At 66.1% G+C, this 15637-nt stretch carries 16 protein-coding genes; all 16 read right to left on the reverse strand.

The features are described 5' to 3' along the window. Nucleotides 1-12: 12 nt before the first annotated feature. Entirely contained in the window at nucleotides 13-1242 is a 1230-nt protein-coding gene (locus ACIPZB_RS16385; protein ID WP_400641590.1) for a hypothetical protein, read from the reverse strand. Between the two features lie 422 nt (nucleotides 1243-1664). Further along, a complete protein-coding gene (locus ACIPZB_RS16390) occupies nucleotides 1665-2624 on the reverse strand; it encodes a PDR/VanB family oxidoreductase (RefSeq protein WP_400641592.1) in 960 nt (319 codons plus the stop codon). A 14-nt stretch (nucleotides 2625-2638) separates the two neighbouring features. Further along, nucleotides 2639-3673 carry a Rieske 2Fe-2S domain-containing protein gene (locus tag ACIPZB_RS16395; RefSeq protein ID WP_400641594.1) on the reverse strand — a complete coding sequence of 345 codons (1035 nt, stop codon included), beginning with the start codon at nucleotides 3671-3673 and terminating at the stop codon, nucleotides 2639-2641. A 20-nt stretch (nucleotides 3674-3693) separates the two neighbouring features. After that, nucleotides 3694-3921 carry a recombinase-like helix-turn-helix domain-containing protein gene (locus tag ACIPZB_RS16400; protein ID WP_400641596.1) on the reverse strand — a complete coding sequence of 76 codons (228 nt, stop codon included), beginning with the start codon at nucleotides 3919-3921 and terminating at the stop codon, nucleotides 3694-3696. A 10-nt stretch (nucleotides 3922-3931) separates the two neighbouring features. Further along, the gene (locus tag ACIPZB_RS16405) at nucleotides 3932-4900 is read right to left on the reverse strand and encodes a VOC family protein (protein WP_400641598.1); all 969 of its coding nucleotides are present in this window, start codon (nucleotides 4898-4900) and stop codon (nucleotides 3932-3934) included. Further along, entirely contained in the window at nucleotides 4897-6375 is a 1479-nt protein-coding gene (locus tag ACIPZB_RS16410; protein WP_400641600.1) for an aldehyde dehydrogenase, read from the reverse strand. The genes ACIPZB_RS16405 and ACIPZB_RS16410 overlap by 4 nt, the downstream gene beginning before the upstream one ends. A 10-nt stretch (nucleotides 6376-6385) precedes the next feature. Continuing rightward, nucleotides 6386-7189 (reverse strand): aspartate dehydrogenase, encoded by an 804-nt coding sequence (locus ACIPZB_RS16415; RefSeq protein WP_317661797.1) that lies wholly within the window; start codon nucleotides 7187-7189, stop codon nucleotides 6386-6388. Between the two features lie 10 nt (nucleotides 7190-7199). Beyond that, on the reverse strand, nucleotides 7200-8882 hold the full coding sequence (locus tag ACIPZB_RS16420; protein ID WP_400641602.1) for a thiamine pyrophosphate-binding protein: 1683 nt from the start codon (nucleotides 8880-8882) through the stop codon (nucleotides 7200-7202). Next, nucleotides 8875-9672: an SDR family oxidoreductase gene (locus ACIPZB_RS16425; protein ID WP_317661799.1), complete on the reverse strand. Its 798-nt coding sequence runs from the start codon at nucleotides 9670-9672 to the stop codon at nucleotides 8875-8877. Before ACIPZB_RS16425 ends, ACIPZB_RS16420 begins: the two co-directional genes overlap by 8 nt. Before the next feature lies 1 nt (nucleotide 9673). After that, entirely contained in the window at nucleotides 9674-10492 is an 819-nt protein-coding gene (locus tag ACIPZB_RS16430) for an IclR family transcriptional regulator (RefSeq protein WP_317663755.1), read from the reverse strand. 5 nt (nucleotides 10493-10497) lie between these two features. Continuing rightward, entirely contained in the window at nucleotides 10498-11355 is an 858-nt protein-coding gene (locus ACIPZB_RS16435) for an alpha/beta fold hydrolase (protein ID WP_400641604.1), read from the reverse strand. Between the two features lie 4 nt (nucleotides 11356-11359). Beyond that, nucleotides 11360-11899, reverse strand: coding sequence for a cupin domain-containing protein (locus tag ACIPZB_RS16440; protein WP_317661802.1), 540 nt, complete (start codon nucleotides 11897-11899; stop codon nucleotides 11360-11362). A gap of 15 nt (nucleotides 11900-11914) precedes the next feature. Beyond that, on the reverse strand, nucleotides 11915-12682 hold the full coding sequence (locus ACIPZB_RS16445) for an SDR family oxidoreductase (protein ID WP_317661803.1): 768 nt from the start codon (nucleotides 12680-12682) through the stop codon (nucleotides 11915-11917). Then, nucleotides 12679-13455, reverse strand: coding sequence for an ABC transporter permease (locus ACIPZB_RS16450; RefSeq protein ID WP_317661804.1), 777 nt, complete (start codon nucleotides 13453-13455; stop codon nucleotides 12679-12681). Before ACIPZB_RS16450 ends, ACIPZB_RS16445 begins: the two co-directional genes overlap by 4 nt. Before the next feature lie 29 nt (nucleotides 13456-13484). After that, a complete protein-coding gene (locus ACIPZB_RS16455) occupies nucleotides 13485-14486 on the reverse strand; it encodes an ABC transporter substrate-binding protein (protein WP_400641607.1) in 1002 nt (333 codons plus the stop codon). Nucleotides 14487-14517: 31 nt separating this feature from the next. Beyond that, nucleotides 14518-15354, reverse strand: coding sequence for an ABC transporter ATP-binding protein (locus ACIPZB_RS16460; RefSeq protein WP_400641870.1), 837 nt, complete (start codon nucleotides 15352-15354; stop codon nucleotides 14518-14520). Nucleotides 15355-15637: the final 283 nt, after the last annotated feature.

The raw sequence follows: 15637 nt of genomic DNA on the forward strand, positions 1-15637 counted from the left end.
AGCATCAAGATTTCAGAAGTAGTAACCGATGTTGATATTGGTCCGGTAATACCAGTCATTGCTGCCCACCGAGCCGGTGCTGGTCCACCCCGTACCATTCTCCGCTCCACCAAACGGGTTGGCATTACGCGCCCAGGTCAGGTCGACCCAGGCCATGATCGGCATGGCCAGAAACTGCGCGCCGACGGTGAACATCTGCGAATCGTCCCAGCCATGCTTGTCCTTCATCATCCGGCTGTAGTCGGTGTACAGCTTGATCTTCTTCAACTGGCCCAGCTTCGGCGTGAACACGTCATAGCCGACGTTGAGCGCACCGATGGTCGCCTTCGAGGCAATCAGGTACGCCGGGGTCAGGCCATTGCCGCCCATCAGCACCGCATCGTCGCTGACGCCGGCCGGGTTCTTCGGGTCGTACTCATAACGGATCGCCTGGCCTGTCACGGTCCAGGGCCCCTGGTTGAACAGTGCGTGCACGCCGCCCGCCCAGTAGTCGCCGTCATCATGGGTGGTGGCGTTGTACAGCTCGGCGGCTGCCAGGGAAGCGCCGAGCTCGGTCTTCCAGCCATCGCCGCTGAAGGTACGGGCTACGCGGGCATTGAGCTGGTTGCGCTTTTCGTTGTCCTGGCGCGATTGGGTGAAGGGCACGGCATTGTCGTCGAGGTCGGCATAGCGGCCGACCTCCGGCGAGTAGCGCAGGCTCGAGGGCAGCATGCGCGGGAAGTAACCGAGCTGCAGGTCCCATTGGGCGTCCTTGTAGCTGTATTTCAGCCCGGTGCCGGCGCTGACGCCATAACCCATGAAGAACGGAATGTGGTAGCTCCAGCCGAACTGCGGGTAGGGCTCCAGGCCGAATGGCTTGAACGGTGCGCCGAGTTGCAGGTTGGCTTGCGGGCTGAAACGGTAGCCGATGTAGCCGCGGTCGATGGAACGCTTGCCATCGTCCTGGAACCAGTAGCCGACATCGCTGAACCACTGGCGATGGCTGGCCTGCACGTCGAGTCGGAAGGTGTCGAAAAGGAAGCGGCCGTTGTTTTCGGTGGTGTCCCAGTGTTCGTCGCGGTAGTTGACGCGCAGCGCGCCGCCGATGTCCAGGCTGCTCTGGCCGTCGTCACTGCGCCAGGCAATGTGCGGGAAGGGCTTTTTCGCCGTGGGTGGCTGGTCCGGGGCCGCGGGGCCGGGTTCGGAGGCGAAGCTTGTGCAACTGCCGAGAATGAGACCGAGGCTTATCACATATCTGTTCATGCCGTGCCCTGCAAGGTTGGGTGGTTTTCCGCAGGCAAAGGGGGAGCGTCGCCCTGAGTTGCGGGTTTATTGTTTTATGGGTGATATGTTGTTTTACGCAGGGAATAGAGCAGGTTCTGTGCCAAGCACTTGGATTAATAAAATAGCTAGTAAAAACAATTATTTATATTTGAAACAAAGCAGTTTGTGCCGTATCTGGAACGGGCTGAAAGTTGGGTTACCGTTATGCCCACTTGTTGTGCAAGTGTGCCTTTGTTTGTATCAGTCAGGGCCTCATCGCCGGCAAGCCGGCTCCTACAGGGTTCCAGGCCTGTGGTGTACCTGTGGGAGCCGGCTTGCCGGCGATGAGGCCCACTGAGCAGGCCAAAAAAAACCGACCCCCAAGGGGCCGGTCAAGGTTACGCGTGAGCAACGCATTCACATCAAAGATCAAGCACCAACCGCCGGCTCTTGCACCCGGACACACACACCATCATCGATCGGTTCGCCGCTCGCTCGGCCTTGGTCAGCACGCCATCGCGGTGGTCCACGTCGCCGTCCAGCACCCGCGTCTCGCAAGAGCCGCACACCCCCTCGCGGCAGCTGTACTCGATGTCGCAACCCGCTTCGAGCAGTACATCCAGCAGGTTCAGCCCAGGCTCCACGGTCACGGTCTTGCCGGACTTGCTCAACTCGACGCTGTAGCGGTCTTGTGCATCGGCAGACGGCGCCACCTCCGCGGCGGTGAAGCGCTCGATATGCGCATGCGGGTAGCCCAGCCGTTCGCAGGCCTGCTCGAAGGCATCCAGCATCGGCGTCGGCCCGCAGCAGTAGAAGTGCGTATCGGCAGGGCGACCCTGCAGGTAGCCGGCCAGGTCCGGCAGGCCGCCCTTTTCGTCGTTGAAGTGATAGATCACCTTGGCACCAAGCCCGCTGATCTCCTCCAGCAGCGCGGCTTCGGCGCGCGAGCGGGCGCAGTAGATCAACTCGGCCGAACGCCCCATGGCCAGCAACTGGCGGAACATGCAGTAGATCGGCGTGATGCCGATGCCGCCGGCCACCAGCACGCTGTGGCTGGCGCGGGTGTCGAGGGCGAAGTTGTTGCGCGGCGGGGAGACCTGCAACTGCGTACCTACCCGCAGTTGCTCGTGAACATAGCGCGAGCCCCCGCGGCTGGCGCGGTCACGCAGGATGCCGACCACATAGCGGCCCTGGTCGCTCGGCGCATTCAGCAGCGAGTAGCTGCGCAGCAGGCCGTTGGGCAGGTGCAGGTCGATGTGCGAGCCGGCCTCGAACGGGGCGAACACGGTATCGCCCCAAGGGCGCAGCTCGACGCTGATGATGCCTTCGGCTTCATGGCGCAGGGTATGCACCAACGCGCTGAGGGTAGGAGAGTTGGACATCGGTCACCTCAGGTTCAGGCCAGTTGCCGGGTTTCGATCAGGGCCAGTTGTTCCTTGGCCTTGCCCTTGAGGTAGCGGCGCAGGCGCACCACGCCCAGGTCGTGCTGGTAGAGGTTTTCGCGCTGGTTGGCGTCGAACTCCATGAATTCCAGCAGCACCCGGTCCTGCTCCAGCACCGCCCAGTGGCGCGCCTCCAGGCGGTTCTTGTAAAGGAAGCGCCAGGTGTCGCGCTGCCAGCCGGTCAACGGCCGTGCGCGCCAGTGGAACACCGCCGACAGCGCGCGGCTGCTCGGGGTGTAGCTGCCGATGATGGTGAAGTTGCCGCCCGGGCCGCCGGTCTTCGGGTAGGGGATTTCCAGGCGCAGCCAGTGGCAGCCGTTGTCGAGGAATTCGGTCCAGTCGAAGTTGACCCCGCGCTGGCCTTCCTTCTCGAAGAAGAAGCCTTGATCGGTGTCGCGGGTGACGAACTTGGCGGTGGCTTCGCCCTCGCTCATGGAGTGCGACATCTTGTGCAGGTAGGTGCCGTGCATCGGGTCCATGACGTTGTCGAGCACGTAGCGGTAGTCGCCTTTCCACTCGGTGTAGCAGAGGAAGCTGCTCCACTCGGGCGAGGTCAGCTGCTCGGGCAGCACCAGCTCGGGCGGTGTGTCCAGGTGCGGGTCGGTGGCATTGAACAGGAAGATCGCGCCGGCGGCCTCACGGGTATGGAACATTCGCGTCGGACGGCTGCCTTCGAGCTTGCAGCCCGGGCTGCCCGGCACCTTGGTGACGGTGCCGTCGCAGCGCACTTCGACGCCATGGTAAGGGCACTGCAGGCGGTCGCCCAGCACCGGCCCCTGGGACAGCGGGGCACCACGGTGCGGGCAGTGGTCTTCGAGGGCGTGGACGCTGCCATCGTTGTCGCGCCACAGGGCGATCTTGTAGCCCAGGCGGCGAATCGAGACAGGTCTGTCGCTCAGCAGCTCCGACGGCAGGACCGGGAACCAGAGGTCTTTCAGGCCATTGGCCAGGTGTTGTTCAACCGGGTCGACGGTGATGTGCATGTTCATCTTGTTCTACCTCCGGAGGGTCATTCGCCCAGCCGTGCCATCAGGGTTTTAAAGGCTTCTTCGGTCCACTCTCCGCGGGTGAGCGGGCAGGGCGGGCCGGCCAGGTCGAGGTGGGCGAGCAATTCGCCAAGCTCGCTCACGCCATTGCCGTAGGCGCGTTCGATCGAGTCGCCGAGTAGGTCCTCGAACGGTGTGTTGGGGCGTTTGCGTGCCTGGTGGGGCTGCAGGTAAACCTCGGTTGTGCTCATGGGATCGACCTCAATCTTGTTTGGGCTTGTCAGTGAGGAACTTGCCTTGCGGCGCTTCGGCATGTTGCTGGCGCCGGGTGTTGCCGTCGATGCCGCCGGCGATCGCCCATTCGGCGAATACCGTCGGGCCGGGTTCGAACTCGCGCGGTTGCCACTCGCCGGTCAGCTGGTCTTCGTCGGCGTAATACTCGACCAGCGCGCCGGCGGGGTTCTTGAAGTACCAGAAGAACGCCGACGACACCGGGTGACGGCCCGGGCCGATCTCCGTGGCCCAGCCGCAGCGGGAGATGTGCATGCCGCCGCCGAACACCTCGTGCAAGTCGCGCACGGTGAAGGCCACGTGGTTGAGGCCGGCGCGCGGGGCTGGCAACTGCAGCATGAACAGGTCGTGGTGGCCGCCCTCCTCGGCGGTGCGCAGGAAGGCGCCGCGGTTGGGGTAGCGGTCCGAGGCCTGGAAGCCGAAGCGCTCGTGGTAGAACGCCTCGCAGGCATTGACGTCCTTGACGAAGAACACCACGTGGCCCACTTCGATGGGCGTGGCGCGTTCGTAGACCGGCGCCGGCTTGTTGATGCGGCCCTTGGTCTGCCAGGTGTTGTGGCCGCTGCACTCGAGGTCCAGGGCGCGCTTGCGGGTGACCTGCAGGCGGATCGCCAGGCCGTTGGGGTCGGTGCAGCCGATGCGGCCGTTGCCTTCCACGAAACCAGGGTCGTTGGCGATGCGCTGGCTGTACAGCGCAAGGTCGGCCTGGCTTTCGACACCCCACACCACTTCGCGCACGGTCGAGCCGGGTTCGATCGCTGCCGGCAGGCCGGGTTTGTCGATGGCCGCCAGCACCACGCGGCAGCCGTTGAGGGTTTCGAAGATCACTTCGTCGGGCTGCTCGCTGACCTTGCTCAGGCCCCAGTCGGCAAAGAAGCGCGCGCAGGTGGCGAGGTCTTCCACGCCGTAGGTGACTTCATCGATGCCCAGTACGCTCATTGCCCTGCCTCCACGCCGGCCCAGGCCAGCGGTTGTTGGTTCATGCCCCAGTAGAGGCTTTTCTGTTCCATGTACTGCAGGATGCCCAGGCGGCCTTTTTCGCGGCCCAGGCCGCTATCACGCCAGCCGCCGAACGGCGTCGAGATGGAAAACTGCTTGTAGGTGTTGATCCATACCGTGCCGGCTTGCAGCCTGCGGCCCAGGGCCCAGGCGCGTTTGTAGTCGCGGCTCCAGATGCCGGCGGCGAGGGCGTAGAGGCTGTCGTTGGCCTGGGCCAGCAGTGCTTCTTCGCTGTCGAACGGCATTGCCACCAGTACCGGGCCGAAGATCTCTTCCTGGCACACCTGCTGGTGGTTGGACAGGCCTTCGAGGATGGTGGGCGGATAGAAATAGCCCGCGCCACTCGGGCGCTCGCCGCCCAGACGCAGGCGGCCACCTTCGGCCAGGCCCAGGGCCACGTAGCGCTCCACCGATTCGCGGTGGGCGGCGCTGATCAGCGGGCCCATCTGGGTGCGCTCGTCGGCCGGGTCGCCCAGGCGCAACTGCGCGGCGGCGGCAGTCAGGCGCGCCATGAACGGCTCGTACAGGGCGCGCGCGACGAACAGCCGGGAGCCGGCGATGCAGGCCTCGCCGGAGGAGCTGAAGATGCCGTAGAGCACGCCGGCGACCGCGTGATCGAGGTCGGCGTCGTCGAGGACGATGGTCGGCGACTTGCCGCCCAGCTCCAGCGACACCGGCATCATCTTGTCGGCGGCAATGTGGGCGATGTGCTTGCCGGTGCGGGTGCCACCGGTGAACGACACGCGCTTGACCAGCGGGTGGCGGGTCAGGGCATCACCGAGCAGCGAGCCCTTGCCCGGCAGCACGCTGACCAGGCCCTTGGGCAGCCCGGCCTCTTCGCAGATGCGCGCCAGTTGCAGGGCCAGCAAGGGGGTGATTTCCGCCGGCTTGATCACCACCGCATTGCCGCCGGCCAGGGCCGGGGCAACCTTCTGCGCTTCGCTGGCGATCGGTGAGTTCCACGGGGTGATGGCCGCGACCACGCCCATCGGCTCGTACACGCTCATGCTGACGAAATCGCCGCGCGACGGGGTGATGGTTTCTTCCAGCGTCTCGCAGGCGGCGGCGAAGAACTGGAAGGTGCCGGCCGCGCTGGCGACCAGGGCACGGGTTTCGTTGATCGGTTTGCCGTTGTCCTGGCGCTGCAGTTGCGCCAGTTCCTCGGCGCGCTCGCGGATCAGGTTGGCAATGCGCTGCAGCACAGCGGCGCGTTCATGAGGTTTGCGCTGGGCCCAGCCGCTGTGCAGGAAGGCCTGGTGCGCGCCCTGCACGGCGGCCTCGACATCGTCCAGGTTGGCGGCGTTGAGCCAGGCCACCGGCTCGCCGGAGGCCGGGTAGCAGGTGGCGTAGCGTTCGCCGCCGCCCAGGCGCCAGGTGCCGGCGATGCAGATGGGTAAGGTCTGTTCCAGAGTCATTGGCAGTCCCCTAGATGGAAATGGCATGGGCGTGGTTGCCGAGGGCGCGCACCACGCTGTAGACGGTCAGTGCCGAAGTCTTCGGGTTGGCCGCCAGCGGCTTGCCGCGCAGGCTCATCTCGAAGCGGCCGAAGGCGCCGCGGGCTTCGACCTGGTGCACGTTCTCCTCGCTCAGCGGGTCGGCGATCAGGGTCACGCGGGTGCGGTCCAGGCCCAACCCCGCCAGCGACAGGGTGGCGGCGACGTTGGCGTTCTTCGGGTACAGCCGCGCCGCCTCGCGGGCACTGCCGTCGAAGATCACCATCGCCTCGCCCAGCGTGTCCAGGTTGCAGACCTGCTCGGCTGGGGTGTTCTTCCAGGCCCGCGCCGGCTTGCGGCCGATGTAGGTGACCGCATCCAGGCCGCCGACCTTGGCCGCCGACAGCGCATCGATGCCGCCAATGGCGCCAGGCAGCAACTCGATGCGCGTGTTGCCACGTGCCGCAGCCGCCTCTAGGCGCTCGACCAGGCCCGGCTCGGAGAGTGCGCCCACCGAGACGATCAGGCACGCGATACCGCGTTCCAGCGCCGGCAGCACGTGCTCTTCGATGGCCATGTGGCCGGCGCACTCGACCAGCAGGTCGGGGTGCGCATCGGCGGGCAGGGCGGTGAGTACCCGTGGCGGCTGGCGGAAACTGGCCAGGCGCTGGCGCACCAGGTCTTCGGAGCCGGCCGAGGCGATCACCGCATCGACGCACAGTTGCGGGTCGTTCTCCAGCAGTTCGAGCACGCTGACGCCAATGGCGCCGCAGCCGATCATGGTGATATGCAACATGGCGATGTCCTCAGGCCGTGGCCTTCTGCGCCTTGGTTTCGCTGTTGGGCGGGCCGGCGAACTGGGTGGCGAAGCCGCCGACGCTGAGCATGTCGACTTCCAGCAGGAACGGGCCTTGCTCGCCCAGGGCGCCTTCGAGCACGTTGCCGAAGTCCTTGAGGTCGCTGACCAGCCCATGGCGCAGGCCGAGCGACTCGGCGAGCTTGGCGTAGTCCGGGGTGTGCAGTTCGACATAGGCATGACGGGCGCCGTAGATGGCGTCCTGGATGTTGCGGATGACACCGTAGCGCTGGTCGTTCATCAGCAGGATGACCACGTTGGCGTTCTCCTGCACCAGGGTCGCCAGCTCACCCAGGTTGAGGATGAAACCACCGTCGCCGGCCAGGGCGAACACCTTGCGCCCAGGGGCGGTTTCCGCCGCTGCCACCGCTGCGCCGATGCCCATTGCCAGGCCTTGGCCGATACCGCCACCGAGGGCGTGCACGCCCGACAGCGGGTGGTACAGGTTGAGCAGGCGGTTGCCCCAGATGCTGTTGGACAAGGTCACGTCGCGCACCCAGGTGAAGTTGCGCCCGGTCTGCGCCTGCAACTGCTCGACCAGCGCCGAGTAAGGGCCCAGGTCGGCGACCAGTTGCTTGCGTGCCTGTTCACGCACGGTCTTGAGCTCGGGCAGGAAGTTCGGGTCGATGTTCAGGCGACCCTGCAGGCGGTCGGCCAGGCCTTCCAGGGCCAGCGCGGCATCGCCGCAGATGAACAGGTCGCTGGGGTAGCTGCGGCCTTCGATGGCCGGGTTGACGTCGATGCGCAAGGTGGTGCGCGGCAGCTTGAGGGCGTACTTGAAGGTCTCGTTGCTGCGCAGGCGCGAGCCCGCGACCACCAGGGCATCGCAGGTCTGCATGAAGCCTTCGACCAGCTTGTTCTGCGAGAAGGCGCCCAGGCAGCGGGCGTCGTCTTCGTTGACCACGCCGCGGCCCTGGGTCGAGGTGATCACGCCGACGCCCATGTCGAGCAGGCGCTTGACCTGCGCGCCGGCATGCCGGGCGCCACCGCCCAGCCACAGCAGCGGGCGGGTGGCGCTGGCCAGGCGCTCGGCGACCAGGTCGAGTGCTTCGGCGGCCGGCGCGGCGACCGGGATCGGCAGCGGCGACAGGTCGGTCGGCATGGGGATGAAGGCCGACTGGATATCGATCGGGATCTCCACGCTGACCGGGCCGGTGGGGGCGGTCAGGGCGGTCTGCACGGCGAGCTTCAGGGTGCTCAGCGCGGTCTCCACGCTGCGCACGCGGAAGGCCGCCTTGGACACGGCCTTGAGCATGGTCAGCTGGTCGCGTGCTTCGTGGATGTAGGCCAGCTCCTGGTCCAGATAGGGGGTTTCGATCTGCCCGGTGAGGTGCAGCAGCGGGGTGCCGGCGGTCAGTGCCTCGACCATGGCCCCGGCAGCATTGCCGGCTGCAGTGCCGGTGGAGGTCAGGCAAACGCCCAGGCCACCGCTGCTGCGGGCATAGGCGTCGGCCATGTTGGTCGCCCCGGCTTCGCCGCGGGCCATGACGAAGCGGATGTTGCCGCGCACGGCGAAGGCATCGAGGATCGGCATGTTGTGGATCGAGATCACGCCGAACGCCGCCTTGACGTCGCATTGCTCGAGGAACGCGGTGATGACGGCACCGACGGTGACAGTGTTTTCGTTACGCATGGCGGGACAGGCCTCCGGATACATCGATATGACTGCCAGTGGTGTAGGCCGACAGGGGCGAAGCCAGGAACAGGATCGCCTGCGCCGCTTCCTTCGGCAGGCCAAGGCGGCCCAAGGGGATTTGTTTGCGTTGCGCCAGTTGCGCGGTCCATTGCGACCAGTCCAGCTCGCGCGCTTCGCGGGCTTCGAAGCGGCGCCGCCATTGCCCGGATTCGACCAGGCCGATGAGGATGCCGTTGACCCGGATGCCGTGTTCGGCGAATTCGAAGGCCATCGAGCGCACCAGGTTCTTCAGCCCGGCGCGCGCGGCCGAGGTGGCGACCATGTGCGGCTCGGGCTGGCTGGCCAGCAGCGAGTTGACGCAGACGATCGAGGCGTTCGCTTGCCCCTGCAGTTGCGCCATGAAGGCGCGTACCGGGTGGATGACCGAGAAAAACTTGAGCTGCAGCTCATCGCTCCAGGCCTGGTCGGTGGTGTCGGCGAAGGTCGACACACGGCCTTGGCCGGCGTTGTTGACCAGCACCTGGGCCGGGCCGAGCGCTTCCAGGCTGGCGGCGGCGAAAGCCTGCACGGAGGAGGCGTCGAGCACGTCGCAGACCTGGGCCAGCAGGCGTGCCTCGGGGAAGTGTTCGCGCAGTCGCGCTTCGGCGCTGCGCAGGCGTTCTTCGTTGCGCCCGCAGAAGGCCACCCGGGCGCCGGCTTCGAGCAGCAGTTCGACGCAGGCGTAGCCGATACCGGACGAACCGCCGGTGACGATCACGGTGCTGTCTTGCAGTTGGTAAGGGTTCATGTCAGTCCCTCATCAACGCGGTGACGCGGCCGTGGCCTGCGTTGGGCGTGTAGTTGAGCAGCCGCGACAGCTCATCGGCGCTGGTGCGGACCTGCCCCAGCAGGTTGTCGAAATTGACGTGGCCGATCTGCACGGTCGGGATGGTCAGGCCGAGCGCCGCGACCACCTGGCCGCTGGCATCGCGCACGGGGGCTGCGACCGTGGAGATGGTCGACTCGAAGAAGCCTTCGCCGCTGACATAGCCGCGCAGGCGATCGGCCTGGACCAGGTCGAACAGCTCCAGCACGGTCTTCGGCGTGCACGGCGAAAACTGTTCCAGATGTTCCTCGGGGTAGAGCTCGCGCAATTCGCCCAGGCTCAGGTCAGCCAGCAGGATGCGCCCCAGTACCGTGGCGTGGGCCGGCAGGCGGGTGCCGACGGTGACGGCGCTGGAGAACACCGAGGGTGGCGAGACCTTGGCCACGTAGACGATCGAGCGGCCGTCGCGCACCACCAGGTTGCTGGGGTAGTTGAGGTGATCGCAGAGTCGGGCCAGCAACGGTTGGCCAAGCTCGGTCAGTTCCAGCGAGGCCAGGTATTCGAAGCCCAGGCGCAGTACCGACATGCCCAGGCGGTACTCGTTGCCGCTGCGGGTGACGAAGCCCATGGTTTCCAGGGTGGTCAGCAGGCGGAAGATGGTCGAGCGTGGCAGCGACAGGCGCCGCGCCAGTTCGGGGGCGGTCAGGGTGCGGTTCTGCCGGCTGAATTCGCACAGCAGCAGCAGGCCGCGTTCCAGGCCCGGGACAATGTACTTGTCCTGGTTTTCCTTCAACGGATCCATATCGTTCATAGCACGCTACCTGTTTCAGAGGCGTCCAGGGCGCGGGCCAGCAGGCCCGTTACCGTGTCAGGTTGTTCGATGGCGCAGGCATGGCCGGCGCCGGGTATCAGCTTGAAAGGTGCCCCGAGGGCGGCGGCCAGGGCCTGGCAGTCGTCTGGGCGAGTGATAGCGTCGGCACTGCCGCAGTGCACCTCGCAGGGCACCGCTTGCGGCGCATGGCGCAACAGGTCGTCACCGCACAGCAGCTCGATGGCCTGGCGGTAGCCGTGTGGCAGCAGCCGCGCCATGTTCCACTGCACCCAGGCCAGCGCTTGGCTGCTGGCGCTGGCGGACAGCAGATGGCCACTGCGTTCGCGCGCCATCTGCGCGATGCCCATCTGCGCCAAGCTGTGCAGGCGCTTGCTGCGCACCGCCTGGCCTTGTTCGGGTTTAGCGCCATAGCCACGCGCCGGGCTGAGCAGTACCAGGCGGCTGACGCGATGCGGGTGGGCCTGGGCGAACGCGGCGGCGGTCAGCGCGCCGAGCGAATGCCCAACCAGCACGCAGCGCTCGATCGCCAGGGCGTCGAGCGTCTGCAGCAGGCGCCCGGCATAGGCGCAAGCGTCGGGCGCAGCCATCGGCAAGGGCGTGGACTGGCCGTAACCCGGTGCATCCCAGGCGATCACCCGCGCCCGCTCGCTCAAGCCCAAAGCCACCTGCAACCAGCTGGCCGCGCCCGAGCCGATGCCGTGCAGCAGCACGATGGCGTCGCCGCTACCGGCTTCGCGCACGGCTTGTTGGCCTTGGCCCAGGCGCAGCAGGCGCTCGCCAAAGCGCTGGTCGAGCTGGCTGAGCAGCGGGGTGATGGGGGTGATCGGCTGCATCGGCTTACCCGCGCTTGATCGAGGCCAGCGGGTGCGCTGGCGGGTAGGTCGGGGTCACCGGCTTCTTGGCGCCGAGCATCACGCACATCAGCGCGTCTTCATCGCCGATGTTGATCTCTTCGCGGTACACCCCCGGCGGCACCGAGATCAGGTCACGGTCGGTGAGGACGGTCTCGAAACGCTCGCCATCCTTCTCGATGATCACCTTGAGCTTGCCGCGCAACACGAAGAACACTTCCTCGACGTCGGTGTGCAGGTGGGGCGGGCCCTCGTGGCCGGCCGGGATGACCATGGTGGAGAAGGTGAAGTGCTCGGACGGGATGGTGTTCATGTCACTGCCCACACCCGTGCCGCCGGTGCCCACGTAACGCATCTGCGCGCGGCGGAACTTGGGGTCGTAGTCGGCCTGGAACTTCAGCGCGTCCCAGTCGTAGCGGCGGGTTTCATAGCGGGCAATGCGGGTCTGCATCCAGCTGGCGAGGTCGGCGTCGGCCGGGCGGTCCCAGGATTTCGGGGCTTCGTTTTGCACAGAGAGGTCGGTCATGAAGGTCTCCTTTGCTCAGGGCATGACGAACCCGCCGTTGACCGGCAGGGTTTGTCCAGTGATGAAGCGCGACAGGTCGGACAGGGCGAACAGCACCGCGCCACTGACGTCATCGGGCAGTTGCGGGCGCTGGATGGCCCGTTGTTCGGTGTACAGGCGGTGGCGGGCCTCGGGCACGTAGGCGGTGGCCTCGACCAGTACCAGGCCGGGGGCGATGGCATTGACGGTGATGTTGGCATTGCCCAGCTCGCGGGCCAGGCTGCGGGTCATGGCGATCACCGCGCCCTTGCTGGCGACATAGGCCAGCAGGTTGGGTGCGCCCCACAACGGCGTATCGGAGGCCAGGTTGATCACCGCGCCACGGCCGCTCTCACGCAGTGCCGGCAGGGCGGCGCGGGTCATCAGCCAGGTGCCGCGCACGTTGACCTGCATGACCTGGTCCCAGGTTTCGATGTCCAGCTCTTCGCAGCTCTTGCCGCCGGAGTTGGTGATCGAGGCGTTGTTGACCAGGCCGTCGAGGCCGCCCAGGCGCTTGACCGTGCGTTCGATGCAGGCCTCGATGGATTCGGGGCTGGCCAGGTCCAGGCTGACGCCGCTGACATCCAGGCCCATGCCGCTCAGCTCGCAGGCGGCCTGTTGCACGCGGCCGGCCAGCACATCGGCGATCACCACCCGGGCACCGGCCTGGGCGATGGCCTGGGCGAAGGCATAGCCCAGGCCGCGGGCGCCACCGGTGACCAGCACGCGGCGGCCTTCGAGAAGGTTGTTGAAGCTGCTCATCATTGGCTACTCAGCATGGCTTTGGGGAGGTAGTGCAGGACGCGCTTCTCGGCCCAGACCACGGCGCCATAGGCGAGCACGCCGATCAGGGTGAGCATGACGATGGCGACAAACACCCCGGCGGTGTTGCCCTGGCCTTCGGCATCCACCAGCAGGAACCCCAGGCCCTGGTTGCCACCGACCAGCTCGCCGACGGTCACCCCGATCACCGCCAGGGTCGAGGCGATGCGCAGGCCGGAGAACAGCGCGGCCATGGCCGAGGGGAACTCCACCAGGCGGAAGATCTGCCAGCGGCTGGCGTTCATGGTGCGCACCAGGTTGATCATGTCCGGGTCGACGGTGCGGATGGCCGAGAGCACGTTGATCATCACCGGGAAGAACACGATCAGGATGGCGATGAGGATCTTGGGGTAGATGGTGTAGCCGAGCCACATCACGAACAGGGGTGCGAAAGCCACCTTGGGCGCGATCTGCAGGGCCAGGATGTAGGGCGAGAGCATGGCTTCGGCCGAGGGCGAGAGGCCCAGCGACACACCGATGGCCACGCCCAGCAGGGCACCGAGGGCGAAGCCGACGATGATCTCGAAGGCGGTGATCAGGGTGTGTTCGAACAGGCCACCGGACTGCCACATGACCAGGCTTTCCTGGGCAACGCGGCTCAGTTGCGGCATGACGAACTCGGGCATGCCGACCAGCCCCGGGCCCCATTGCCAGAGCACCAGGAACAGGACCAGCAGGGCGACGCTGCCGGCCACGGACGGGTTGAGGTTTCTCATCGGGCGATTACCTTGTTATGGCCACGGCTTCACTTGGCCGCAGTGTTGGTTTCGATGAACTGGTTGCTGTAGAGCTCGTCGAGCTTGGGCTCGCGGGTGACGATGCCTTCGCTGACGTAGAACTTGCGCACGGTGTCCAGGCGCGCTGGGTCGATGCGCCCGAGCACCGGCTGGCCGGCGTAGACGTACTCCACGTACAGGCGCAGGGTTTTCTCCAGTGAGGCTTCCTTGCCGGCATAGGCGGGGACGGCGCGGGCGAAGGTGGCGGCGGCGGCCTTGGGGTCGTCGATGATGTCCTGCAACCCGTGCAGGGTGGCCTGGACCACACCGCGAACGATCTGCGGGTGATGTTCGATGGCGTCGTCGGAGGCGAGGATCGCCTGGGCCATGCTCTCGAACACCTGCTCACGCGGAATCAGCGCGTACTTGAGCCCGGCGTCCTCGGCGTTGACCACCCAGTCTGGCACCCCGGCCATGGCCTGGGCCTTGCTGGCCGAGAACAGTTGCCACACGCCCGACGGGCCGGCGGCCTGGATATCCACGTCGTCCTTGCTCAGGCCCGCCTTGCGCAGCGAGGCGAGCAGGGCGTAGTAGGTGGTGTCGGAGTAGGACATCACGGTCAGGGTCTTGCCCTTGAGCTGCTGGATCGACTGGATGTTCTCGCCGGCGTTGGTGGCGATCATGGTCACGCCGCCGCCTCCGAGCACAGCCACCGCGCGCACCGGGATGCCGTTGGGGCGGACGATGATCGGCGTGTCGCCGATGGCTCCGCCGACCAGGGCGTTGCCGGCGCCGATCTGCTTGGCCACGTCGACCCCGCCCTTGGCGGCGATGAAGGTCAGGTCCAGGTCCTGCGCCTGGTAGTAGCCCTTTTCCTTGGCGATGATCCACGGCGCGAACGCCGGCAGGCTGGGCGGGGCAGGCAGCAGGTAGGTGACCTTGGTCGGCTCGGCCTGGGCCTGGGTGGCCAGGCCCAGGGCGAGGGCGGCCAGGGCGCTGTATGCCACGCGCTTGAGGTGTGTGGTGAACATGCTAACTCCCGGGTGATGTGGGGGGCGTCGGTCAGTGCAGGTCGAGGTCTTCGCCGACCTTCAGCAGATCCATCAGGCGGCCGGCCAGCGGGCCGATTTCCGGCAGCTTGCGGCGCTCCAAAGGGTTGTTGCGGTGCGGCAGGTCGATCTCGATTTCCTCGATGATCGTGCCGGGGCGTGCGCTCATCACCAGCAGGCGGTCGGACAGCGCGATGGCCTCGACCAGGTCGTGGGTGATGAACAGCGCGGTCTTCTTTTCCTCGAACAGCATCTGTGCCAGGTCCTGCTGCAGGATCATCTTGGTCTGTGCATCCAGGGCCGAGAACGGCTCGTCGAGAAACAGCACCTGCGGGTCGATGGCCAGGGTGCGGGCCAGCGCGGCGCGCTGGCGCATGCCACCGGACAGCTGGAACGGGTAGTGGTCGGCGAAGCCTTGCAGGTGGCAGCGCTTGAGCAGATCCTCGGCGATGACCTTGCGCTGGGCGGCGGGCATGCCCTGGATCTCCAGGCCCAGCTCGACGTTGCGGCGGATGCTGCGCCACGGCATGAGCAGGTCTTTCTGCAGCATGAAGGCGACTTTGGGCACCGGGCCGTTGACGGCTTCACCGCTGACCAGCACCTCGCCTTCGGTGGGGCGGTACAGGCCGGAGCCCATGTTGAGGATGGTGCTCTTGCCGCAACCGGACGGGCCGATGATGGACACCACTTCGCCGCGGCGGATCTGGAAGTTGACGTTGCGAATGGCGAACGGCGCATCCGGCTGGCCCTTGGCGGGGAAGGCCTTGCCGACGTTGCGGAATTCGATTTCCGTCGGCGCCTGGTCGCTGTTGCGTTGCGGCTCGTGCCACTGCGGAGCGATTGCGTACATCTCTTTCACAGCCATGGGAGCGTTCTCTGGTCTGTTTTATAGGTGATACGCCGTTTAGTGCATGAACAATGCCAGCTGTAAAATTTCCCTGAAATAATTGGAAAGTGCTTATTTATTAACAGGTTGCAGGTTGATATCGGTTTTGTTGGTGTTTTATATGTGAAACAAGGTTTTCTATATGGCACGAAAATGCCCAGCAACTGCGCATGAGGCGATGCTCGTGCGTGGTTGCTGGGCATTTTGGGTAACGTGAAAAGTGGCGTGGTTTCGCAGGTGAAACAAC

Origin of the sequence: Pseudomonas sp. NPDC089396 (assembly GCF_044749545.1) — a bacterium.
GTDB lineage: Bacteria > Pseudomonadota > Gammaproteobacteria > Pseudomonadales > Pseudomonadaceae > Aquipseudomonas.